We start from the raw sequence: 23,575 nt of genomic DNA, 5'->3' as shown, positions 1-23,575 counted from the left end.
TGACCGCCCGATTCTCGGATTTGCTTTTCTGCACACAGCAAGCATAGTGGCTGCGTGCCACCGAAGAAACGTAGTCAGAATGCCGCCCAGACCGATGTCATCAGCATCAAAGGCGCACGCCAACACAACCTGAAAAATCTGGATCTCGAGATCCCCCTCGGCAAGTTCAGCGTGATCACCGGCCCGTCCGGATCGGGGAAATCTTCCTTGGCCTTCCACACCCTCTACGCGGAGGGGCAGCGGCGTTATGTGGAAACATTTTCTCCCTACGTCCGCCAATTTTTGGACCGCATGGACAAGCCTGCAGTCGATCGCATCGATGGAATCCCGCCCGCCATCGCCATCGAGCAGAAGAACACCATCCGCACCACCCGCTCGACCGTGGGCACGCTCACCGAGCTGAACGATTACCTCAAGCTGCTCTACCCCCGCCTCGCGGTCGGATACGATCCGAAGACCGGCGAGGAAATCACACCCGACAGCCCCGACAGCATTCTCGCGTGGTGTTTGGAAAACTTGGCTGACGAGCAGGCATTGGTCGTTTTCCCCGTCGATCTCCCCGCACAGGGCGACATTGCCGATACCTTTGAAATTCTCAACCAGCAGGGATACACCCGGATTTTCCACGGCGGCGAAATCATCCGCACCGATGAGGCTCCGGAAAAATCTAAGGCCAAGCTTTCCGGCAAGAGCCTCGTCGTTCAGGACCGTGTGAAGATCACCACACGCAATCGAGCCCGATTGTTAGAGGCGATCGAGACCAGCCTGTCACTCGGCAAAGGAGAGTGCAGCATCGTCTCGACAGCGGGGAAAAAACCAAGCCAGCAAGATTTCTCCACCCAGTGGAAAAATCCGAACACCGGCTTCACCCTCCGCCGTCCAACCGCCTCCCTGTTCTCATTCAACTCGCCACTGGGAGCCTGCGAACATTGCCGCGGATTTGGTCGGATGATCGGCATCGATCTCTCGAAAGCCATCCCCGATCCCTCACTGAGCATCAAACAGGGCTGCGTCGCTCCTTTCCAGACCTCGCGCGGCGCCGATTGTCAACGTGACCTGCTCAGAGCCGCCAAAGCCAACGGCATCGATATCAACACGCCTTACTTCGAACTCGAAGAACACGAACGCCGCTGGCTGATGCGTGGCGAGCGCGAGAACTCGGAGGATGCCTGGGAAAGCGGCGAGTGGTATGGCGTGAAAGGCTTCTTCGATTGGGTCGAGACCAAGTCCTACAAGATGCACGTCCGCGTCTTCCTGTCTCGCTACCGCGCCTACACCGACTGCCCTCACTGCAACGGCTCCCGCCTCACCCCCGAGGCGCTCTGTTTCAAAATCCATGGCCAAACCCTGCCGGACCTCTGGAGCATGCCGATCAACCGGCTCTGCGATTGGTTTGCCGAGCATTTTGACACGTCGAAAAAGAAATCCGGCTTCGATTCCAGCACCCTGCACGCCCTCACCGAGGTGAAGTCCCGCTTGTCCTACCTCTGCGATGTCGGTCTCACTTACCTCACCCTCGACCGCGCGGCCAACACCCTCTCCGGCGGCGAAATCGAACGTGTCAACCTCACCACCTGCCTCGGCGCCGCGCTGACCAACACACTTTTCGTCCTCGATGAACCAACCGTCGGCCTGCACCAGCGCGATATCGATCAGCTGGTCCGCGTGATGAACGATCTCCGCGACAAGGGGAACACCGTGGTCGTGGTGGAGCATGAGGAAACCGTCATGCGCGCTTGCGATCACCTGATCGACCTCGGCCCCGCCGCCGGTGAACATGGGGGTGAAATCGTGGCTGAGCTGTCCGGCCGTCAGGCCCAACTCAAGAAGTCGCTCAGCCGCTTCCCGCAGTCGACCACCCTGCCCTACCTCAGCGGCCAGCAAAGCATCAGCGTCCCGAAAAAACGCCGGAAAGCCAAACAGCATCTCAAGATCACCGGCGCCAATCGGCATAACATCAAGAACCTCGATTTCGATCTACCACTCGGAATTTTCACCTGCCTAACAGGCGTCTCCGGATCGGGCAAATCCACCTTGGCCAATGACGTGCTCTACCTCAATCTCGCCAGCCAACTCGGCCTGACCGCCAGCGATGAAGCGGCACCGATCAAGAACATCACCGGCAGCAATCACATCCGCACGGTCGAGCGGATCGATCAATCACCGCTGACCCGCACGCCACGCTCGACCCCCGCCGTGCACTCCGGCGCCTTTGAAGCGATCCGTCAGCTGTTCACCATGACGCCCGAGGCCAAGGCGCAGAAGCTGAAACCCGGCTACTTTTCCTTCAACTCAGGCGACGGCCGCTGCCAGCGCTGCCTCGGCAATGGCTTTGAAAAAGTCGAGATGCAATTCCTCTCCGATCTCTACATCACCTGTCCGGAGTGCGAGGGAAAACGCTACCACCAAAAGACTCTCGAATACGAATACGACGGACGCAACATCGCCGAAACCCTCAGCCTAACAGCCACCGAGGCGGTTGCCGCTTTCGAAGCCGAATCACACAGCGGCAAGGAAGCCACCTTGCGGAAAAAAATCCAATCCGCGCTGCAGCCACTGATCGATGTCGGCCTCGGCTACCTGCGTCTCGGTCAACCACTCAACACCCTCTCCGGCGGCGAGTCCCAGCGACTCAAACTCTGCGGCGTGCTGGCAGAATCGGGGACCAAGAAAAAGGCCGCAGGCGAAGCGAAGACCCGACTACTGATCCTCGACGAACCCACCACGGGCCTGCATTTCACCGACATCGAAAGGTTGTTAGAAGTCTTCCATCGCCTCGCCGACGCCGGCCACACCCTGCTCGTCATCGAGCACAACCTCGACGTCATCCGCGCCTGCGATCACATCATCGACCTCGGTCCGGGACCAGGTGTCGACGGTGGCGAAATCGTCTTCACCGGCACCCCCGATCAAATCCTAAAGAAAAAAACAGAAACCGCCAAAGCCCTCAATCCCAGCACACAGAGTACTAAGAAAATTCTGAAAAATTCTGTTCATTCTGTCAAAAACAACAACTCCATCGTCATCTCCGGCGCGCGCGAGCACAACCTCAAGGACATCTCGGTAGAAATCCCCCGCGATGAATTGGTGGTCGTCACCGGCCTCTCCGGATCCGGCAAATCCACCCTCGCCTTTGACATCGTGTTTGCCGAGGGGCAACGGCGTTTCCTCGATTCGATGTCGCCCTACGCCCGCCAGTTTGCCGGTCAGTTAGAGAAGCCCGACATCGATCGCATCACCGGCCTGCCTCCCACCGTCGCCATCGCGCAGCGCGTCTCCCGAGGCGGTGGCAAATCGACCACCGGAACCGTCACCGAGATCTATCACTTCCTCCGCCTACTCTACGCCAAGCTCGGCATCCAGCACTGCCCGGAATCCGGCGAACCAGTGATCTCGCAGACCGCAGAAGCGATCGAGCTGCAGATTGAAAAGCTTAGGAAGAAACACAAAAACCTCCTCATCCTCGCACCGCTGATCCGCTCGAGGAAAGGTTACCACACCGATGTCGCCGCCGCCGCTGCGCGCAGGGGCACCAAGCAATTGTTAGTGGATGGCCAGCTGATCAACACCGCCGATTTCGAACCTCTCACCCGTTACAAGGTGCACGATATCTTCGCCGTCTGCGATAGCAGTGAGGAGGCTTTGAAAATGGGCAAAGGTCACTGCTCCGTGCTGCTCAAGCCGTCGGACAGCGAGCTCATCGCCTTCTCCACCGCCCGGGTTTCACCGGTGACCGGTAAGTCGTTTGAAGACCCGGACCCTCATCATTTTTCCTTCAACTCACACCGCGGCTGGTGCCCACGCTGCCGCGGCTACGGCACTATCAACGCCGGCGCGAGCAAGCGCGTGAAGACCGATCAATACAACTCGGCTCTCGAAGCGGAAATTCACGAGACACTGGCCAACAACGATCCGGACGCCCGCGTCCCCTGCCCGGATTGCCAGGGCAGCCGACTCCGTGAAGACTCGCGCCACGTGCTGATCAAGGGGCACCCAATCTATGCGATCAATGCGCTCTCCGTCACTGAAGCCGCGGAATTGTTAGAAACCTGGAAATTTGCCGATCGCGAGCAACTTCTGGCACGCGACATCCTGCCGGAAATCATCCAGCGTCTGCATTTCCTCGATCATGTCGGTCTGGGATACTTGCAGCTGGATCGCTCTGCCGACACCCTCTCGGGTGGTGAAAGCCAACGCATCCGCCTCGCCGCCCAGCTGGGATCGAACCTGCGCGGTGTGCTCTATGTGTTAGACGAACCAACCATCGGTCTGCACCCGCGTGACAACGTCAAGCTGCTCGACACCCTCGCCGCCCTGCGCGATCGTGGCAACTCGCTGTTAGTCGTGGAGCACGATGATGAAACCATCGCCCGCGCGTCCCACCTGATCGAGCTCGGCCCGGGTGCCGGTGTGCTCGGCGGTGAAGTGACCTACGATGGCAAACCGCCCGAAACCACCTCCGCTCCGGCGGTGATGAAGGAAGACCACCCACGCCGCTCACTGCCAAAAGTATCTGCCAAATCCGGCTGGATGAAGCTCACCGGCTGTCGGGCCAACAACCTGAAGAACATCGATGTCCGCATCCCCCAGGCACGACTCACTGTGCTCACCGGAGTGTCGGGCTGTGGTAAGTCGTCGCTAATGCGTGGCTGCATCGCGATCGCCGCAGGCAAGACATCCAAAGCCAAGGACCGTCCATTTGACAAGGCCACCGGCTTTTCCAAGATCAAGCACACCTTCGAGGTCGATCAGACACCGATCGGGAAAACCTCGCGCTCCTGCCCAGCGACCTACGTAAAGCTGCTAGACGCGATCAGGCAAACCTTCGCCCAGCTCCCCGACGCCCGCACCCGCGGCTTCACCGCCTCCCGCTTCTCGTTCAACAATGCCGAAGGCCAATGCCCGGAATGCAAGGGCAATGGCAGGATCAAGTTAGAGATGGACTTCCTCCCCACCACCTGGGTGCCCTGCGAGGCCTGCAACGAGATGCGCTATAATCCCGCGACTCTGGAAATTCGCTACAACGGCAAGAACATCGGTGAGGTGCTGAAAATGAACATCCGCGAGGCGGCCGACTTTTTCCACGCCCACACCAAAATCCACCGCACCCTCGCCCTGCTCAGCGACACCGGCCTCGGCTACCTTCAGCTCGGCCAGCCCAGCCCCACGCTCTCCGGCGGCGAGGCCCAGCGGATCAAGCTAGTCAGTGAGCTCACCAAGGGACGGAAGTCACTGACCAAGGGAGCTCTGCAAAACAACAACCTCTACCTAATCGAAGAGCCCAGCATCGGCCTGCACGAAGAGGATGTTAGGAAACTCATCGACGTGCTGCATCGCCTGGTCAACGAAGGCCACACGGTCATCGTCATCGAGCACCACACGGCCATCATGGCGGAGGCCGACTACATCATCGACATCGGCCCGGAGGCGGGAGAGAAAGGAGGCAAAATCGTCAGCCAAGGCACCCCCGAACACGTTGCCAAGTCCAAGACCTCGCGCACCGCTCCCTTCCTTGACCTCTAGCACCTTCTCTATTCCACCCCAAGTCGGGCATGCGCCACCTTACGCCACCATGGCGGCAGCAGCACCACGGCGATGGTCCAGAAGTAACCAGCCGGCAGCTTCGGGGCTTTTTCCTCGGTGGCTAACAGATAGTAAGGTTTCACCGCCAGATGGTGGTAGGAGTGGTGTCCCACGCGGAAGGTGACGAAGCTGGAGAAAAAGTGATAGGTGTCCCATGAGTGTTCTGCCCCGGTTTTTTCAAACTTCCCGGTTTCCTCCACCTTCTCACGCAGCAGACCGTAGTGCTGGATGTAATTCACCGCCTCCAGGACGAAATGCGATCCCACGACGTGCGTGATGTAGAACAAGAATCCCCAAGGACCGGCGATCAGCCACATTAGCAGTAAAATCGCCACCTGCCCCACGGCGTAGGTCACCATTTTGTTGCTGAAGAAGCCCGACCGCTTTGCCTCCATCTGCCAGGAGCGCAGCATGCTACCGGGGATGGTGCGGATGATGTATGCGTAGATACTTTCGTTCATCCACGCCGTGTTCTCATCGTGGTCAGTGCCAGCATGAACGTGGTGACTGCGAATGTGGATGAGCTTGTAGTGGGGGTAAAAAATGAAGGTGGTGGTGATCCGCTGACAAAATTGATCCATCCGCTCTTTGCCATGCAGCAGCTCGTGGCAGGCGGCAAAGGCAATCCCTCCGATCAAGCTCACCGAGGGAAGTAAAAGGCCAAGCTCCAATGGGCTGAAGCGCTCGATATGCATCGCCAACCAAACCACGGTGCCGATGTAGCCCAGGGCGTAGAGTCGCGTGTTCCAGTGGAGCACCGACAGCGCCAGAGGGCCAAAGCTTCCTTTTTCAAACTCTCCGGTGTCCTGCCAGCCAGTGACCGTATCTAACAATGGAACCACCACCAGTAAAAAAGCCAAAGGCAGCACCATCCACCAGCCGCTCAACCAGACCCCAAGGGCCAGGAGAACAAACAGAAGGTGAGGCAATAAACACCACGCAACGTGGCGGACTTTTCCAGAATCAGAGGTTCCTGGCTGCGGTGCAGATGGTTGGGTGGGCATACTTCCTTGAGGTGCGTTGGGAGGATGCCACGAGTTATTATCGCATCGCCTAAAACATGTCAATTGGCGAGGATCGCCGACCCGATCAATCGTGCTCTTCCGGCAGACAGGCCAGGGCCATAGACAGAAAATCCGGGTAGCGTGGCTGCCAGCCGAGCGCTTCCAGGTGGGTGCAGCGCACGTATTTGCTGCTATTGCCCCGTTTTCTCGGCTGGTCCGTGGTTGCTGCGCTTTCTGACAGCGGCAGGCCAAAGTGATCGGCCAGTGCCTGATAGCACTGCCGCTGGGTGCAGGAACCGGCGGAGACGTTATAGAGAACATCGCCGCTGCCGGGCTGTTCCGCGATCAGTCTCAGCGCTGACGCGGCATCGGCTCGATGCACAAAATTCATCACACGCTCGCCCTCGCCATCGAGCCGAGCTTTTCCTGCGAGCAGGTTTTTGACAATGTGGCAGCGCCCCGGCCCGTAGAGGCCTGAGAGTCGAGCGACCCGACCTCCGGCCGCCAGCACCAGATCCTCGGTTTGCTTCAGAATTTTCCCGGTGGCCGTTTTCGGTGCAGCCACACTGGCTTCACAAACCTCACTGTGGTCTTCCTGGGCATAGACCGAGGTGCTGGAGACGTAGATCAACGAGCTCGCTGGAAAGCGTGCGATCAGATGCTTCGCAGATTCCAGATAAACCTGCCGATACTTTTCCTCGCCTCCACCGCCACTGGAGGCGCACTGGATGACCACATCGTAGTCGCCGGCAATAGCCATCACCTGATCGGAACAGGTGAGATCGCAGCAGATGTCGGCGTCCTCACTGCGGCTAAGGGTGGTCACCTCCCAGCCAGCCGCGTTGAATTCATCTTTCAACGCAGCGCCTAGAAAGCCGTGACCGGCGATGAGCAGACTAGGCATCGCTCATGGAAATGCCTAACAACTCCTCCGTGGCTTCGCGCGGACGCGCCGTGAGAATGTCCGGTTTTCCTTCGGTCACCAGCACCGTGTGCTCGAAGTGAGAAGAGTATTTGCGATCGTTGGTGATGACGGTCCAGCCATCGTCGAGAATGGTGACATCCGGCACCCCGGCGTTCACCATCGGTTCGATGGCGAGCACCATGCCCGGTCGCAGCTTGGGAGAACGACCGTGTGGTCGGAAGTTCGGCACCTGCGGCTCTTCGTGCAGATTTCGTCCCACACCGTGACCGACAAATTCCTTCACCACGGTGAAATTGAACTTCTTCACATGCGCTTCCACAGAACCACAGAGGTCAGCTAACAGCACACCGTTGCGGGCGTGATCGATGGCCTCGTAAAGTGATTGTTCCGTCGCACAGAGCAGACGTTTGGTTTCCAGATCGATTTCGCCGGCCGGCACGGTGGTGGCGTTATCGCCGATCCAGCCGCCCTTGGTGATGCCGACGTCGATTTTCATGATGTCGCCCTCTTGGATCACGGTGTCCGAGCCGATTCCGTGCACCACTTCCTCGTTTCGGGAAATACAGATATTGCCAGGGAATCCACGGTAGCCGAGGAAGGCACTTTTGCAGCCGCGCTCCTTGATCAGCTCGGCCGCGTAGGCATCGATCTCACCGGTGGTCTTCCCAGGTGCCACGGCTTTGGCACAGAGCTGGAGGATCTCACTGGCGGTTTCACAGGCGACGCGCATCTTTCTGATGTCGGCTGGAGTCTTGATCGGGATTCGGATTTTTTTGGCCATGATAATAAAATGCTTAGGTTCCGCACGGACTGTGCGCAGCGGCCCTCAGTGGGGCTCGTGGTCGGGTCGACCGGCTGGGGGCAGGCATACCGCTTTTATGCGGGATGAAAAGCAAAAAGCCCCGCAGTTACGGAGATCCCCCGCCCGGCTCTCCGAGATCGACTATTCGCCCTGGGCCAAAAGTGCGGCAATCGCCTTGAGCAACTCAAGCGCCTCGCCACGGGCGTCAGGAAATGGGCCGAGATCGTTTTGCTCAATGACGTCCACCATCGAGAGCAGTTCTCCTGCATCCAGCTTTCCTCTCGCTGAAGTCTCCGACAGCAGCATCCCGGTGGCGGTGACAGTGGATGCGAAGCGCAGGTCCGCACTGGCGGCAGTCCATGCCTGCACCTGACCTCCTGTCATGTTCAGCAAGTCCTCAGGCTGAGTTCCGAGACGCAGCGTGACGAGCGTTGCCGCCTCCGAGATGGCACCCGTAGCGGCTTCATTCGGCTGCAGCTCGTAGATCACATAGTTCCCGTGCGAGCGCGATAGCTTGCCAGGCCCCGCCGGTGCAGCGGCCATGCCCGGCTTCACCCCGGCATAACCTAACAAACGCGCACGTTTGACGTTATCAGGATTGAAATCCACCACCGCAGCGGCAGTCGGTGGCTGAGCGCTGGCGGCTCCAAGGTGCACGGCCAGCAGGATGGTGGCGGGGTTCCAGGGTGTTTGACAAAGCTCGAAATCCGCGACCAACCCATTCCCCTTCAGCATGCTGGGTGGGCGGTAGCCAAAGTGGTTCACCAGCTCCTCGATGCGAATAGCGCGTGCTGGCGGCAGCGTTTTCCGCTCGGTGACATAGCGCCGTAGTAGCGGCCAGCTGGAGGCGCCGGACGCCACAGGCACCTCAAAGGAGGAGCTGCCGGAGCCAATGTTTTTCCAATCCGCCTCCTCAAGCTCGGGCATCGGCAAAGGGGATTGTAAATCCTGCTGATTGATCCGTCTGGTCAGTTCTCGGCGGTAGCGATCGGTATCTTCACTGATGGCCGAGGCCACCGAGCGAGCCGTGGACTCTGGGTCGCTGTTCGGTGCTGGTGCGACATCGCCACCCGAGCCATCGACCACGGCTGGCGAGCTGAGGTTTTCCATATCCACCTGACTCCAGTCCATACCATTCCCGCCGTCGGCGAGATCTCTTGGCTGCGGCTGGTGGCCACTGCGCTGGCTGAGGAACAAACCGATCGCCACGGCCGCAGCCGCGCCGATACCGACCACGGCCGGGCGTTTCCAGAATGGCACCTGGCCGCTGGCGATGTCCTCGATCACCGGTCCCCCGCCGGCACTGCGAACCGTTTTCCGCTGCTCCGGGGTAAGAAATTCATTGGCTCCATCTCCCAGCGTGCCGTGCAGCAGGGAGGCCGTTTCCCGCACCTCGTCCACCGCACGGCGAATGCGTGGGTCTGAGTGCATCGCCCGTGCGATCTCAACAGCCTCGCTGCCGGTCAGTTCGCCTAGTGCAAAAGCGGTGATGCGTGGGTCATTAACGTCGATTTTCATCTCGGTGGTGGGTGTTCGTGGGGTAAAATTATTTGAGGTCGTCGGGAAGGATGGAGCGCAGGCGCTTCATGCCGGTGTGGATCAGGAAGCCCACATTGCCGGTGCTCAGCCCGGTTTGATCGCTGATTTCCTGGTAGCTGTAGCCTTTTTCGAACTTGAGCAGAATCACTGTGGCCTGGTTCTCCGGGAGCTTGGAAATACAGGCTTTCACCTGCTCGACCCGTTCTTGCGCCACGGTGATGGTGGCGGGAGAATCGGTGCCGCTGTCCTGGGCGGCCAGCAGGTCCTCATCGGTGGGGACCATGCGTTTTTCCTTCCGCAGCACATCGAGAGCGCGGTTGCGGCAGACGGTAAACAGCCAGGACTTCAAGCCGTCGTTCACCTTGCCTGCGTCCTGCTGGTAGAGGCGGATGAAGGTGTCCTGAACCACGTCGCGAGCGCGATCAAGATCATGCACGATGGTCTTGGCGTAGCCGATCAGGGGGGACTCGAATTCCGAGATCGCCCGTTCGACCAGTTCTGAGCTGGTTTCCACCATATCTTTGTCGTTTGGATCGCCCATTGAGGCAAGTTCTATGGGGTGAAACGCAGTGGCTCAGATTTTCTTGGGGAAAAAAGCAACAATCGCTATTTGCGCACGAAATAGCTCAAATTTTCCAACTCCAGGGCGAGGTCGACGTTGTTCACGGTGACATCCGCAGGCACCTGGAGCACGGCCGGGGAAAAGTTAAGCACGCCTTGGATGCCGGCCTCCACCAGTACATTCACCGCCTCCTGGGCATGCGCGGCGGGCACACAGAGGATTGCCATTTTCACGTGGTGTTGGCGGGCGAAGGAAGCAATCTCCTCCGAGGGAAAAAGTGGCACAGGGATGCTTTTCTCGGACAATTTTTCGGAATCCGAGTCGAAAGCAGCGAGGATGTCGTAACCTTCTTTCTTGAAACCATCGTAGCGCAGCAGGGCCCGCCCCAAGTTCCCGGCACCCACCATAATCACCGGCTGGAGCTTCGCACGCCCCAAACCTTCGTGAATGGCCAGGCGCAGAGCTTGCACCGGATAACCTCGGCCTCGGGTGCCAAAAGCCCCGAAGTAGGCCAAGTCGCGACGCAGCTGGGAGGATTTCACGCCTGCGGCGGCCGCCAGAGCTGCCGAACTGACCATCTCATGACCATTCGCCTCCAGCCGCTCGAGACAGCGGCTGTAGAGCGAGATCCGGTAGATCGACTTCTGCGGTATTTCTAACCTTTCCACAACGAGAAGTTTGCCTTGCTCACGCTTCGAGTCAAGAAAGCAGAACTCGCGAGGTTGTCAGATTATTTGTCGAAACTGGAGGTGATCCGATTGGTAATGTCCAATGCCAGATCAAGCGCAGCGGCACCTTGCTGGCCGGACACCTGAGGCGTCTGTCCCTTTTTCGCGCATTCTACGAACGACGCCAGCTCGAGCTTCAGCGGCTCGTCTTTTTCCACACTGACATCCACTTTCTCCACCCCGGAGCCACCAATACGATACATGCCGGCACTCTGCTCCTGGTAATCGAGGGACAGGTAGCAGTCGCCTTGGAACACCCGGATCTTGCGCATCCGCTCCGGACTGATCCGGCTCGCCGTGACATTGGCCACGCAGCCGTTTTCAAAGCGAATGCGTGCATTGGCAATATCTTCGCGCGAGGTCATCACCGCCACGCCCACAGCATCCACACTCACAATCGGTGAGCGCACCAGGTGCAGGATGATTTCCAAATCGTGAATCATGAGATCCAGAACCACGCCGATATCGATGCTCCGGTTAGGAAATGGCGACAGTCGGTGTGCTTCGATGAAGCGGGGCTCTGCCAGTCGATCTTCCAGTTCGCGCATCACCGGGTTGAAGCGTTCGATGTGGCCGACCTGTAGAATGCGATCGTATTTCTGGGAGGTTTCGATCAGCACCGTGGCGTCGTCCAGGCTATCTGCGATGGGTTTTTCCATCAGCACATGCACGCCCTTCTCCATCAGTTCGCACCCGACACTGCGGTGCGCGATGGTGGGCACGGCGACCGTGGCGGCATCGACCAATTCAACAAAGGCATCCAGCGTATCCACAGCCACACCACCAAACTCGGCGGCCACGGCCTCGGCTCGGTTTTTGTCCTGATCATACACCGCGGTCAATTCCACGCCTTCAAGTAGGGAAAACACCCGGGCGTGATTCCGCCCCATTGCGCCTGCTCCGGCCACACCAGCTTTTAAATTCATGGTGGCTGTTTAGATCAAAGCCAGCGTCGTGACAAGAGCGTGAAAGAAAATGTCGCAAAATGCCAAAGATCTTTCTGACAATTTTGATCTATAACGAGAGCGTAATCTGAATCATCTTATCGATGAAGGATTACCAAACCCAAGATTGGCAATTTTTTTATTACATATTTTTCGCTGGTCAGGGTTATTCTCCAACCTATATTTACTAACCATCATAGTCTCGTAGTCTGCACTTCAATTTGAAATGTATCTTCGCTCCTATTCCACCCCAACATTAACTACAGCATGAGCTTACACGCCCAACTTTCACCAGAAGCCCAAGCCAGACTGGCTGCACAGCAGCGGAACTCCACCATCACCAGTATTATCATCTCACTTTTGGTGGTCACCCTGATCGGGATCATTCTGCTTTTCTTGCTCTTGCCGCCGGTTGATAACTTCACCCCGGAAATCGTTTCCTACCAATCCGGAGCTGACGACAAGGAAAAGGTGACCAAGCGCGAAATGACCCGCGCCGTCGAGCGCAAGCCATCGGCCCCCTCTTCCTCCATGGCGAAAGTGATCGCAGCGAACACCTCGTCCACCACCGCCGTGCCAGTTCCGGAAATCGACGTTCCGGATCCCTCCATGGACTTTGGTAATGGCGATGACTTTGGCGATGGCTGGGGCAGCGGAGACGGCGAAGGCGGCGGCGGTGGATTTGGCAGCATCCCGGCCACCATGCGCGAGCGTTGTTCCAGAGATGATCGCTTGAACCGCCTGGCCAAGAATGGCGGTAATGAAAAATGTGAAGAAGCCGTGATGAGCTCACTGCGCTGGTTGAAAAAGACCCAGAATAAAGATGGTAGCTGGACCGACCAAAAAGTCGCCATGACCGGTTTCGCCCTGCTTGCCTTCCTCGGCCACTGTGAAACGCCCAACTCCGAGGAGTTCGGCGATGCCGTCACCCGTGCCATCGTTTACCTCGTCAATGTCAGCATGAAAAATGGCGGCAAAATGGCCGATGACTTCAAGGACCGCCACTGGCCATACGAGCACTCCATCGCCACCTACGCGCTCGGCGAGGCCGCAACATTCTGCATCAAACTGGGCATCAACATCCCCAAACTGAACGATGCGACTAAGAAATCCGGAGACTGGATCCTCGAGCACCAACACTCGTCCGGAGCTTGGGATTACGATTACGACATGTCCGGAAAACGCGGCGGAGATACCTCCATCGCCCTCTGGCACATTCAGGCACTCAAAGCCTGCAAACACACAGGCCTCTGGGAAGAAAAAACCTTCACCAGCCCAATTCGCGAGTCCTTGGAATACCTTAAAAGCAAGCAAAGCTCGGACGGCGGCGTCGGCTACACCGCGCCAAAACCTCATGGCGAAAAAGGGTTCACCATGACCGGAGGCGGTATGCTCGCCTTCCAAATGTGGGGAAAAAGCCACGACTCCGTAGTCCGCAAAGGTTCACGCTACATCCAGAAGAATGCCAAGTTCGACTGGAACACCGCAGATTCCGACCTCTACCGTCACTACTACCACGCCCAAGCGATGATCAACCGCGGCGGCAAAGAGTGGGATAATTATAACAACATGTTCCGCGACCAGCTGCTCAACAATCAGAACAAAGACGGCACATACAAGAACGTCGGTGGCGGGGCCAAAGTCAACGGCGTGGCTGCCCGCTTCCAAGGTGGATCTGAAGTGGCCGTGCATTACCGCACTTGCCTGGCGACCTTCATGCTCGAGGTTTACTACCGCTTCCTCCCAGCGACAGGCTCGAAACACTAGGGCTACCCCTTACTTTCCAACGGCTCCACTTCACAGTGGAGCCGTTTTTTTATACCCGCTTCATCAGATTTTCATACTTCTCATCTTGCCGAGGGGTATTTCTCAACTAACATGATATTCACCACTTGCCCCCTACCATGGCCGCAGAACAAACATGGCGCACGATCGCCAACAGAACATCACGTAAGATCAACTTCGGTTGGTGGTTGCAAGTTCTGGCTACGCCCCTGCTGATCACCGCCTTGCTGATCGCCTGCGGAATCTTGATCGTGCGGCGTGAGCTCGATGCCCTGCCCTGGTTGGAAATCGGCGCTGGCACAGTCGCCGCTTTAGCCCTCACTGGGGTCGCCTGCTGGCTCGCCGCGCGCAAGCACTTCGAGACCAGTCAGCAATCACTCGTCCGGCTCGAGGCCTCCATGCGATTGCGCAACGCCTTGACAGCCGCCGACCACGGCATCGCCCCCTGGCCCCAAGTCCCCGCAATCATCAACGATGGCACAAGCTGGCGCTGGCAGCGTCTCGCCCCGCCACTCGTCGGTGCCCTGCTAATCATCGCCTGCGGCTTCCTCATCCCCATCCATGCCAAGTCGGCACCGGAGGCATCGACCCAAGAGCCGTCCGCCTGGAACGAGCTCGATACCAGCCTGGACCAGCTCGATAACCAGGAAGTGGTGCAGCAGGAATATGTCGACGAGATGCGTGAGAAACTTGAAAAGCTCCGTGAGCAATCGCCCGACGAATGGTTCAGCCACTCGAGCCTGGAAGCCACCGACAACCTGAAAAAAAGCCACGCCAACGAGCAAGAAGCACTGAAAAACAACCTGCAACGGGCCGAACGCAACCTCGCCGAACTCCAACAAGGCGGTGGCAAAATGAACCAGGAGAAAAAACAACGCCTGCTCAATGAGTTCGACCAAGCCCTTCAGAAGATGGAACAGGGAGGCATGAAACCGAACGAGGAGCTGCTCAAACAGCTGCAAAAACTCGACCCCAACGAGCTCGGAAACCTCACCCCCGAACAGCTCGATCAGTTGCGCGAAAACATGCGCCAGCACGCCGAGAAGCTGAAGCAGCAGGGCGAGGGAAAAGGCGACCAGCCAGGCGAAGGTGAAGACGACTGGATGAACGACCCGGAAGGTGAGGGCGAAGATGGCGAAGGAGATCAACCCGGCCAAGGTGGTATCAATCGAGGCCCCGGCACCGCCCCTGATGTCCTCGGCGACCCGCATGCCGATGCAGGCAAAGGGAAACTGGAACGACTCCAAAACGACAACAAAGACCAAGCCCTGCCAGGCGACCTGCTCCAGACCAGCGACGGCAAACACGATGTCGATCAAACTCCGACAGGCCCCACCGCCGGTGGTGCCGCCAGCAACAAAGGCCAAGGCGGCGACCGCGTTTGGAAAGACTCCCTCCTCCCCGAAGAACAAAAAGCTCTGAAGAAGTTTTTCAAATGAAACGCTTCACTCCCAATCAATCCCTGTCCCATCACTAACCTATCCATCGTCCAGACACCCCATTGGTTTTTGGAACTTGGTATTTGAAACCTAACATCATGCAGTTCGCCACCGAATCTGAAATCGCCGCCGCCAGCAAACACGTGCGCTCACTCAATGCCACCCTGAACCAAGTGCTCTTCGGGCAGGAGGAGTTGATCGAGCTGGTTACCACCGGACTGCTGGCACGCGGTCACATCTTGTTAGAAGGTTTACCCGGATTGGGAAAAACGGAGCTGGTGAAGGGTCTTTCGAAAGCGCTCGGACTGGGATCCAAACGTATCCAGTTCACCCCGGACCTTCTCCCCGGCGACATCACCGGTAACCCTGTTCTTCAGGAGCAGGATGGACAGCGGAAGTTCATTTTCCAACCGGGGCCCTTGTTCACCAACATTCTGTTAGCCGATGAAATCAACCGGGCATCGCCCAAGACCCAGTCGGCGATGTTAGAGGCCATGCAGGAACGTCGCGTCACGGTGATCGGAGAAACTCACGATCTCCCAGCTCCATTTTTCGTCCTCGCCACCCAGAACCCCATCGAACTCGAAGGCACCTACCCCCTGCCCGAGGCGCAGCTGGATCGCTTTATGTTCAAACTCGAGGTCAGCCGCAACAATGTTGAGACCTTGGAAAAAATCGTCAACCACCGCGAGCTCGGCACCGAGCCGGAAGTCAGCTCCGTGATGGATGCCAGCCAGCTGGACGAGGTGCTCACCCTGGTGCGTCGGATTTATCTACCGGACGTGGTGGCCAACTACATCGCGCGCCTGGTCGATGCTACCCACCCGGGCCAATCCACCGCCGCCGCCGGGATCAAATACGGCTCCAGCCCGCGGGCCGCGCTGTCCCTAGCGTCCGCCGCGAAAGCCCGCGCCATGATGAACGAGCGCACCCACGCCAGCTTCGAGGACGTCAAATACGTCGCCCCCGCCGTGCTCCGTCACAGGATGATTCTCGACTACAATGCCCGGGTGGAAGGCAAGACAACCAATGACACCATCCACGCATTGTTAGAAGAAGTGCCCTTCCAGTCCAAGGAAGCTCCGCGCACCATGGTCAGTCAATAACTTGCGCTTCCCGCTTACCATGAGACCCATCTTTCTCCGACTCCTCATCGTCGCGTTCGCCCTGTTAGGATGCGCCCAGCTCCCGGCCCAGCATCAGCTGGCGAGAAATGTTTACGACACCAAGAGCAACACCTGGGTGAAGGTCACCTGCCTCTTTGGCAGTCTTCCTGCTTACGGATACGTGCCAATCCGGGTGGAGATGAACAACGCCACCGAGATCGATCGCAACCTCACCCTCGAATTCACCTCCAAGGACCACTCGGGCTTTGGATCGGAAAGCGGCAGCCGATTGAACTCATCCTTCGAATTCTCCTGTGATGCCGAGAGTCGTGAAACCTACGACTTCATCGTGCCGGTCACCACCATCTTTCAAACCTCCACCTACGACACCGGCAGCGAGCTGATCATGAAGCTGAACTGCAGCGGGTTTCCTCAGGTCAGTGGCAGCCTAAGCAGCGTGCTCTCCTACGATTGGCCATCGGTGGTCGCGAGCAGCGCTCTCTATGTGCCCAATGCCTCCACCCTGACCAGCCACATCTCCAGTAGCTCACGCAGCTCATCGAATGTGGAGTTCGCCAGCAGCTTCGACCCATCTAACATGTCTACCGACTGGCGTGCCTACATCGGTCGAGACGTGATGATGCTCACCAGCACCGACTGGACCAAACTCGACCCCGGCGCACGCAATGCCATCTTGGAATGGAATCGGCTGGGAGGCCGACTGCTCATCTACACCTCCGCCGCGTCCGAGACTTTCGCCAGTTTACAAATCGATTCCAACAGCCCGGCAGACTCGGGCAGCAGAGTGATCCAGCGCAGTTTCGGCACCGTCAGCCTCCTGCCCTTACCCACTTCCGGCCGGCTCGACGCCACCGCGACCACCGCCATGGTTCGAGGCAACTCGACGGGGAAAACTCAGCTCACCCCCGGCTACTCCAGCTTGGGCCAGCATACCAACTACTACCATTTACTCTACAGCTACGCCGCTAAATGGCCGCTTTTGGACATCTTGGGTCAAAAGCATTTCAACACTGTCTTCTTTATCCTCATCCTACTTGCCTTCGCTATTCTGATTGGGCCGATCAATCTCTTTGTGTTCGCCAAAGCTGGCAATCGTCACAAGCTCTTCATCACCACGCCAATCATCTCCCTCGCCGCCAGTGCTCTCTTGATTGTGCTAATCCTGTTCCAAGACGGCTTTGGGGGCCGTGGTCACCGGATGGTCCTGATGGAAATTCAACCGCAGGAAAATAAGGCCTACATCATCCAGGAGCAAGCAGCCCGAACCGGAGTCCTGTTAGGCGCTTCCTTTGAAACCTCCGAGCGCACTCTGATGACCCCCGTGGCGCTCAGTCCGTCGCGCTGGTCGCGTGTCACCACCGATAGTAATGCCCCCAGTTCCTACACCGCCAATGAAGGCGACGACGGGCTCGATGCCTCGGGCGATTGGTTTCAGTCCCGCAGTATTCACGGCCACCTATTGCAATCCGTGCGTTCCACCCGTGGCAGGATCGAGCTCTCCCCCGAAGCCGGAGCCCCCGTGCTGACTTCCACCTTCGACTACGATCTCGGCACTGTATTTTATCAATCGAAAGACGGCGCCTGGTGGACATCGGACGCCCTCGGCAAAGGCAACTCCGTGACCCTCAGCCCCAGTAGCAAAAGCGCTTTCCAAAAATGGTTCGTCACCCAGCGCCACCAGTTCTCATCCGGCAATGCCAAGCAACTCGATTTCCTCGCCCGCCAGCCCGGCCGCTTCTACGCCCTCACCGAAAACGCTCCCGCCATCGAAACTTACCGTTCCATCAAATGGCTAAGCACCAACACCCTGATCACAGGGCACATCGCACGCTAACCCGATCCGTCCGATCAGACCGATCTGTCCCATCTTTTCAATCATGAGCCACGCCATCGTCGTCAATAATCTCTACCGCTACTTCGGCCCGCTGAAGGCTGTGGACGGAATCAACTTTGAGGTGCCTCACGGGTCGGTCTGTGGCTTTGTCGGGGCGAACGGTGCGGGAAAAACCACCACCATGCGGGTGCTGGCCACACTGGATTACCCGACCATGGGGACGGCGGAAATTTGCGGCATCAATGTGGTCAATCACCCGGCGAAGGTGCGATCGTTGATCGGCTGGATGCCAGATCATTTTGGCAACTACGAGCACATGACGGTGCTGGAGTATCTGGATTTCTACGCCCGTGCTCTCGGTTACTCCGGCAAGGAACGCCAGATGCGCATCCAAGAGGTGATGGAGTTTGCCGACCTCATCCCACTGGCCGACCGGCTTTCTAACAAACTCTCGAAGGGCATGACGCAGAGACTCTGTCTTGGTCGATCGCTCATCCACGACCCGCAAGTCCTGATCATGGACGAGCCGGCCGCCGGTCTCGACCCCAAGGCTCGAGTCGAGCTGAAACACCTGATCCGCATCCTCGCCGAGGAGGGAAAAACGATTTTCATCTCCTCCCACATCCTGTCAGAGCTGGGAGAAATGTGCGATAGCCTGCTGTTCATCAACAACGGTCGCATCGTGCACCATGGCGATGCCGAATCGCTGCGTCAGGGCACCGACAGCCTCGGCGGCTACTTCTTCGATGTGCAGGTGTTAGGAAACCCGCAAGCGGTCTCCGACTGGGCCGTGACCAACCCCTACGCCGAGTTCATCGAAAGCCGCAAGCAAGGTGGCCGACTCCGTATCGACTCGCTGGAAAATGCCTCCCGTGTCCTTAACAGCATGGTCAAAGACGGCCTGCAGGTGGTGGAATTCCACAAAGAGCAGAGGAATCTGGAAGACGCCTTCATCGATATGTTGGACAAGGTCAACACCCCGCCGGCCATGCCCAAGCAGCCATAAGTCCCAGAGGCCCATACGACCTATGTCTTCCATCAAACATATCGCCGATTTCCCGGACAAGCTCAACCCGATGTTGGTGAAGGAGCTTCGTCAGGGGCTGCGCGGTGTCGGTTTTGTGGTTCTTTTCATCACCCTACAGGCCTTTCTCGCCTTTATCTTGTTAGTGACTGCTGCAGGTGCCTCCTATCAAAATGCCGGCCACCTACTCTCCAGGGTGATCTTTTTCCTGTTCTCCTTCGCGGTGCTGGTGGTGCAACCCCTGCGCGGAATCTCGGCGCTATCTTCAGAGATCAAAGGCAACACCATCGATCTCCTCTGCCTGACTCGCTTGAGCGCATGGCGGATTACTTTTGGCAAATGGATCTCGCTCGTCAGCCAATCGGCACTCATCCTAACAGCCGTCGTCCCCTACCTCATTCTGCGCTACTTTTTCGGCGACATGCAGCTGCTCGCGGAGGTCTTGATCCTGCTCAGCATCTTTCTGGTTTCCATCACCCTGACAGCCTTCACCGTGGGCTTCAGCGCCATCGGCTCCACCCTGATCCGAGTGCTGCTGCCGATCACCGGGGCCTGTTTCATGTTTGGTTACATCTGGTCGCTCTTCGTAACCAATCGCTACGCCTATCAAGAACTCGTGCAAAGCTTCACCCTCACCACCGGCACCAGCCAGTTAGGCTTCCTGGCCTTCGTGGTGATGTGCCTTTACGCCGGGTGGATGTGCCTGGACCTCGGCACCACCCAGATCGCACCGGTGGCAGAGAACCGCTCGACTCTTAAACGCGTCGTCAGCCTCGGCCTCATCACCCTCACCCTGACGGCACTGTCGTTGGCTGGCGCTGATCTCGCGATGGCGGTGACTGCCGCGCTGACACTCTGCATCCCAGTCACCTTGATCTGCCTCACCGAAAACCCACACCTCGTGCCTCCCATCGCGGCTCCCTTCGTGAGAAAAGGAGGCTTGGGTAAACTGGTCGGTAGGATGTTTTACCCCGGCTGGGCGACCGGTCTGTTTTTCACCTCGCTGCTCTTCCTGATGGTGCACGGCATGTATTTCATTCTGAGCGACGGCAGCCACGCCGGAAGTCTCGAGCTGCTGTTCATCCCCACGCTGTTTGGCGCGCTCTTGTTCCCCCTGGCATTGACTCGCTTGCTGGCGCGGAAACATGACAACCGCTTTGGCCTCTTCATCCTCTTTGTTTGTACCCAGTTCCTGATTCTAGCCATCGTCGCGGCCACCGAAGAGTGGTCGACCAAGCTCGAGGTGCTGCCCTACTTCTGCTGGGTGCCAATCACCCTCCCGGTGCTGCACCACCGCGATTTCTTCTCACCCCAGACGCTGCTCTACATCGCCTACGGCAATGTGGCTTTCTACTTTCTCGCCGCACTCGCCACTTCACTGCCAGTCTGGCGCCAGGTGCGTGAGAGTGAATCTCAAATCCTCCCTAACAACGAAGCATGACACCCGAGCAGCTTAGCCAACTCTACACCCAAGCGACCGTCTGTGCGGAGCGCTTGACCCTGCCTTTCCGCAGTCAGGTCTGGCGCGGTATGGCCGGCGAGTTCCAGGGCGCAGGCACCGGCTCATCGATCGATTTCCAAGACCACCGCGCCTACGTGCCGGGCGACGATCCTCGCCATATCAACTGGCAGGCCTACGCCCGCACCGGGGACTACTCGATGAAGCTTTACCGCGAAGAGGTACGGCCTGTCATCGACATCATCCTGGACGTTTCCGAGTCGATGTTCTTCCAGCAAGACAAGGCCGAGCGCACGGCGGAGTTGTTCTACTTCACCGTGGTCTCGGCGATGCAGGCAGGGGCCTCCACGCGCTTGCATCTGCTCAAAGGTGCCAGCTACCGAGAGATTCCGATGGATGCCGTCAGCTCACACCACTGGCTCGATACCGCGAAGTCGCTCAGCTCCGATCACGATGCCTCACCGCTGGCCCTCGACAAGGTGCCGATGCGAGGCAATGCCATCCGCGTGCTGATCTCCGATTTGCTCTTCGAAGGAGACCCCACACCACCGCTGCGACACCTCACCCAGCAGCAAGGCAAGGCGATCCTGCTGGCTCCTTTTTTACAATCGGAAGCCCGTCCTGAGTGGGAAGGAAATTACGAATTCATCGATGCCGAGCAAACCAGCCACCACCCGCACCGGATTGAGAAATCCACCCTGCGCCAGTATCATCAAGCCTACCGAGAACACTTCACCCAATGGCACGCCGCCGCCCGCCGTTTCAACGCCCCCTTCGCCCGCGTCAGCACCAACACCGACCTGCTTACCGCCCTGAACGAAGAAGCGGTCACCGCCGGTGCTCTCACCATTTCCTAACCACGACCTCCCATCAACCTCATCCTCACCAACTTTCACGGCTTCTGGGCGCTACTCGGCATCCCTGCGGTCATCCTGATCCACTTCCTGCAACGCCGGGCAAAAGTGGAAACGGTGAGCACCCTGTTCCTGCTGAAGCAGACTCAGCGGGAATCGACCAGTGGCCGCCGCTTCGATCGACTGGTCAACTCCGTGCCGCTGTGGCTGCAAATTTTAGCCGTTCTGTTAGCCACCTGGCTGCTGCTTCAGCCACGCTATGTGAAGGCCAAATCCACCCAGCGTATCGCCATCGTGTTAGACAGTTCGGCATCCATGCGTGTTTTTAAAGACAAGCTACCCGAGACCATCCAGCGTGAGATCCCCCGCTTACAGGGCAACGCCGCTAACATCGAAGTCTGGCTTATGGAGTCGGATCCATCGAAGGCAAAAATTTACCAGGGGAACTCAACCGAAGACCTGCTCACAGCACTCGCCGACTGGTCACCGAGCGCAGGCGCCACCGAACCGACCAATACCCTGCGCGTGGCTCGCAGTCTGGTAGGCAGCGAAGGCGCCGTGAGCTACATCACCGACAGCCCACTCGCCAACCACGCCCCCTACAACAGCTCAACCATCGCCATTGGCGAGCCGACCGATAACTGCGGCTTCACCGGAGTCACCTTCGAATCCGATGGCCCGAATGTGATTTGGAAGGCCATTGTTAGAAACTACTCAAGCACCGAACAAACCTGCACATGGAAACTGGAAACCGCCACAGGTGCCAGCAGTAGTCGGGAGATCACCCTGAAAGCCGAAAGCCTAACAACGCTGCAAGGAGCCTTCCCCAAGGATCATACTCGCTGCCGACTGGTGCTCAGCGCTGATGCCTTTGATCTCGATGACACCCTGCCGATGGTTGTACCGTCGCCGAAACCACTCTTCGTCACCTCCACCCTGCCTAAGGAAACCGTGTTCTTGAGCGATCGGATGCTCGCCAGTTTTCCCAACCTGAAACCAGCGCCCGAGTTCGCTGCGGCGGACCTCATCGTCACCTCCACCGAGACCACGCCCACGACCCAGCACCTGATGGTTTTTCCTCAGGACAAAGCCAGCAGTCGTCCCTACCTCACAGGCAACATTGTGGCCACCAAGCACCCGCTAACCGAGGGACTGAACTGGCAAACCTTGCTGGTGCGCGAAAGTTATTCCATCCCCCACGCGGCGGATGACGAGGTCCTGCTCTGGCAGGGCAACCGCGCGCTGATCTACCTCCGAACCCATCCGAACTCACGCAAGAAGGCGCTGATTTTCAACTTCGATATCAGTCGCTCCAACGGCATGAAACAGCCAGCTCTCGCGGTGTTGATGCTGAGATACTGCGAGCTGCTGCAGCGTGAAAAAGTGGCCCCCGAAACCCGCCTCACCGAAACTGGCGAACCGCTGCAAATCACGCATCACACCGGCGCCGACGCGGCGCCATTGGTGCAGAACATCATCACCCTCGCTGGCGAAAGCTTGGAAGCCCGGGAAATCCCCACCAGCCGCAACGACCTCAGTGCGCCGGAGCAACCCGGCTTTTTCATCCTCAGCCAGGGTGATCAAGCGCTGCTCACCTCGGCCACTTACTTCGCAGATACCCGGGAAGCTGATTTCTCCGACTGCGCCACGGAAGAATCACCCGCCAGCAGCATGGCCAGCGCCGTGGACCATCACACCCGCGACGACCATCTCTGGCGCATCTGGGTCTGTATGATTCTAGCTGCCGTGTTCGGAGCATGGTGGTTTACCAAGTCGGGCCGAAAAGAAAGCCTACCAGAAACGGCGCGGTAGGGTTGTTTTGCCAAAACAACCGGAGCGAAGTCATGCACCTTGGCACGGGTGCGCATGGGGCAATGGCTTTGAGGTGCCTGAGTGGAGACGGATCCGTGAATGGCGCTGCCCGGCGGTATGAGGCCATACCGCCCTACCGGTTAGATTTCCAGCC

At 58.3% G+C, this 23,575-nt stretch carries 16 protein-coding genes; 9 read left to right on the top strand and 7 right to left on the bottom strand.

Going from position 1 to position 23,575, the window contains the following annotated elements; translation table 11 throughout:
* Positions 1-54 precede the first annotated feature (54 nt).
* The gene (uvrA, locus tag JO972_RS04800; protein WP_309488865.1) at positions 55-5,523 is read left to right on the top strand and encodes an excinuclease ABC subunit UvrA; all 5,469 of its coding nucleotides are present in this window, start codon (positions 55-57) and stop codon (positions 5,521-5,523) included.
* Between the two features lie 8 nt (positions 5,524-5,531).
* Here uvrA and JO972_RS04795 read toward each other — a convergent pair whose 3' ends face one another.
* From JO972_RS04795 to JO972_RS04765, 7 genes are all read right to left on the bottom strand, one after another.
* On the bottom strand, positions 5,532-6,587 hold the full coding sequence (locus tag JO972_RS04795; protein ID WP_309488864.1) for a fatty acid desaturase: 1,056 nt from the start codon (positions 6,585-6,587) through the stop codon (positions 5,532-5,534).
* An 85-nt stretch (positions 6,588-6,672) separates the two neighbouring features.
* Positions 6,673-7,491, bottom strand: a complete 819-nt coding sequence (locus JO972_RS04790) for an NAD-dependent epimerase/dehydratase family protein (protein WP_309488863.1) — start codon at positions 7,489-7,491, stop codon at positions 6,673-6,675.
* Positions 7,484-8,293 carry a type I methionyl aminopeptidase gene (gene map, locus JO972_RS04785; RefSeq protein ID WP_309488862.1) on the bottom strand — a complete coding sequence of 270 codons (810 nt, stop codon included), beginning with the start codon at positions 8,291-8,293 and terminating at the stop codon, positions 7,484-7,486. Before map ends, JO972_RS04790 begins: the two co-directional genes overlap by 8 nt.
* A 162-nt stretch (positions 8,294-8,455) precedes the next feature.
* Complete coding sequence (locus JO972_RS04780; RefSeq protein WP_309488861.1) at positions 8,456-9,832, bottom strand: VWA domain-containing protein; 1,377 nt, start codon at positions 9,830-9,832, stop codon at positions 8,456-8,458.
* Between the two features lie 28 nt (positions 9,833-9,860).
* Complete coding sequence (locus JO972_RS04775) at positions 9,861-10,394, bottom strand: RNA polymerase sigma factor (protein WP_309488860.1); 534 nt, start codon at positions 10,392-10,394, stop codon at positions 9,861-9,863.
* A 65-nt stretch (positions 10,395-10,459) separates the two neighbouring features.
* The gene (locus tag JO972_RS04770) at positions 10,460-11,083 is read right to left on the bottom strand and encodes a redox-sensing transcriptional repressor Rex (protein WP_309488859.1); all 624 of its coding nucleotides are present in this window, start codon (positions 11,081-11,083) and stop codon (positions 10,460-10,462) included.
* A 62-nt stretch (positions 11,084-11,145) separates the two neighbouring features.
* Positions 11,146-12,069: a Gfo/Idh/MocA family oxidoreductase gene (locus JO972_RS04765; protein WP_309488858.1), complete on the bottom strand. Its 924-nt coding sequence runs from the start codon at positions 12,067-12,069 to the stop codon at positions 11,146-11,148.
* 285 nt (positions 12,070-12,354) lie between these two features.
* Here JO972_RS04765 and JO972_RS04760 point away from each other — a divergent pair, with 285 nt between their 5' ends.
* The 8 genes from JO972_RS04760 (at position 12,355) to JO972_RS04725 (ending at position 23,421) form a co-directional block, all read left to right on the top strand.
* Positions 12,355-13,854: a prenyltransferase/squalene oxidase repeat-containing protein gene (locus JO972_RS04760; protein WP_309488857.1), complete on the top strand. Its 1,500-nt coding sequence runs from the start codon at positions 12,355-12,357 to the stop codon at positions 13,852-13,854.
* A gap of 137 nt (positions 13,855-13,991) precedes the next feature.
* A complete protein-coding gene (locus tag JO972_RS04755) occupies positions 13,992-15,311 on the top strand; it encodes a hypothetical protein (RefSeq protein ID WP_309488856.1) in 1,320 nt (439 codons plus the stop codon).
* A 98-nt stretch (positions 15,312-15,409) separates the two neighbouring features.
* Positions 15,410-16,417, top strand: a complete 1,008-nt coding sequence (locus tag JO972_RS04750) for an AAA family ATPase (protein WP_309488855.1) — start codon at positions 15,410-15,412, stop codon at positions 16,415-16,417.
* A gap of 19 nt (positions 16,418-16,436) precedes the next feature.
* Complete coding sequence (locus JO972_RS04745) at positions 16,437-18,272, top strand: hypothetical protein (RefSeq protein ID WP_309488854.1); 1,836 nt, start codon at positions 16,437-16,439, stop codon at positions 18,270-18,272.
* A gap of 43 nt (positions 18,273-18,315) precedes the next feature.
* Complete coding sequence (locus JO972_RS04740) at positions 18,316-19,278, top strand: ABC transporter ATP-binding protein (RefSeq protein WP_309488853.1); 963 nt, start codon at positions 18,316-18,318, stop codon at positions 19,276-19,278.
* A 22-nt stretch (positions 19,279-19,300) separates the two neighbouring features.
* Positions 19,301-20,737: a hypothetical protein gene (locus JO972_RS04735; RefSeq protein WP_309488852.1), complete on the top strand. Its 1,437-nt coding sequence runs from the start codon at positions 19,301-19,303 to the stop codon at positions 20,735-20,737.
* Positions 20,734-21,612 (top strand): DUF58 domain-containing protein, encoded by an 879-nt coding sequence (locus JO972_RS04730; RefSeq protein WP_309488851.1) that lies wholly within the window; start codon positions 20,734-20,736, stop codon positions 21,610-21,612. The genes JO972_RS04735 and JO972_RS04730 overlap by 4 nt, the downstream gene beginning before the upstream one ends.
* A 12-nt stretch (positions 21,613-21,624) precedes the next feature.
* Positions 21,625-23,421, top strand: coding sequence for a BatA domain-containing protein (locus JO972_RS04725; RefSeq protein ID WP_309488955.1), 1,797 nt, complete (start codon positions 21,625-21,627; stop codon positions 23,419-23,421).
* Positions 23,422-23,575: the final 154 nt, after the last annotated feature.

Source organism: Oceaniferula flava (assembly GCF_016811075.1).
Classification (GTDB): Bacteria; Verrucomicrobiota; Verrucomicrobiia; order Verrucomicrobiales; family Akkermansiaceae; genus Oceaniferula; species Oceaniferula flava.
The sequence above is the reverse complement of the archived record's forward strand: the minus strand, read 5'-3'. Positions and strand labels throughout refer to the sequence as shown.

What these genes read in the sequence shown, in the direction of transcription:
- JO972_RS04755 (WP_309488856.1), top strand. Translation starts at nt 13,992, where the DNA reads ATGGCCGCAGAACAAACATGGCGCACGATCGCCAACAGAACATCACGT.
- map (WP_309488862.1), bottom strand. Translation starts at nt 8,293, where the DNA reads ATGGCCAAAAAAATCCGAATCCCGATCAAGACTCCAGCCGACATCAGA.
- JO972_RS04780 (WP_309488861.1), bottom strand. Translation starts at nt 9,832, where the DNA reads ATGAAAATCGACGTTAATGACCCACGCATCACCGCTTTTGCACTAGGC.
- JO972_RS04795 (WP_309488864.1), bottom strand. Translation starts at nt 6,587, where the DNA reads ATGCCCACCCAACCATCTGCACCGCAGCCAGGAACCTCTGATTCTGGA.
- JO972_RS04750 (WP_309488855.1), top strand. Translation starts at nt 15,410, where the DNA reads ATGCAGTTCGCCACCGAATCTGAAATCGCCGCCGCCAGCAAACACGTG.
- JO972_RS04760 (WP_309488857.1), top strand. Translation starts at nt 12,355, where the DNA reads ATGAGCTTACACGCCCAACTTTCACCAGAAGCCCAAGCCAGACTGGCT.
- JO972_RS04730 (WP_309488851.1), top strand. Translation starts at nt 20,734, where the DNA reads ATGACACCCGAGCAGCTTAGCCAACTCTACACCCAAGCGACCGTCTGT.
- JO972_RS04775 (WP_309488860.1), bottom strand. Translation starts at nt 10,394, where the DNA reads ATGGGCGATCCAAACGACAAAGATATGGTGGAAACCAGCTCAGAACTG.
- JO972_RS04735 (WP_309488852.1), top strand. Translation starts at nt 19,301, where the DNA reads ATGTCTTCCATCAAACATATCGCCGATTTCCCGGACAAGCTCAACCCG.
- JO972_RS04765 (WP_309488858.1), bottom strand. Translation starts at nt 12,069, where the DNA reads ATGAATTTAAAAGCTGGTGTGGCCGGAGCAGGCGCAATGGGGCGGAAT.
- JO972_RS04740 (WP_309488853.1), top strand. Translation starts at nt 18,316, where the DNA reads ATGAGCCACGCCATCGTCGTCAATAATCTCTACCGCTACTTCGGCCCG.
- JO972_RS04790 (WP_309488863.1), bottom strand. Translation starts at nt 7,491, where the DNA reads ATGCCTAGTCTGCTCATCGCCGGTCACGGCTTTCTAGGCGCTGCGTTG.
- JO972_RS04745 (WP_309488854.1), top strand. Translation starts at nt 16,437, where the DNA reads ATGAGACCCATCTTTCTCCGACTCCTCATCGTCGCGTTCGCCCTGTTA.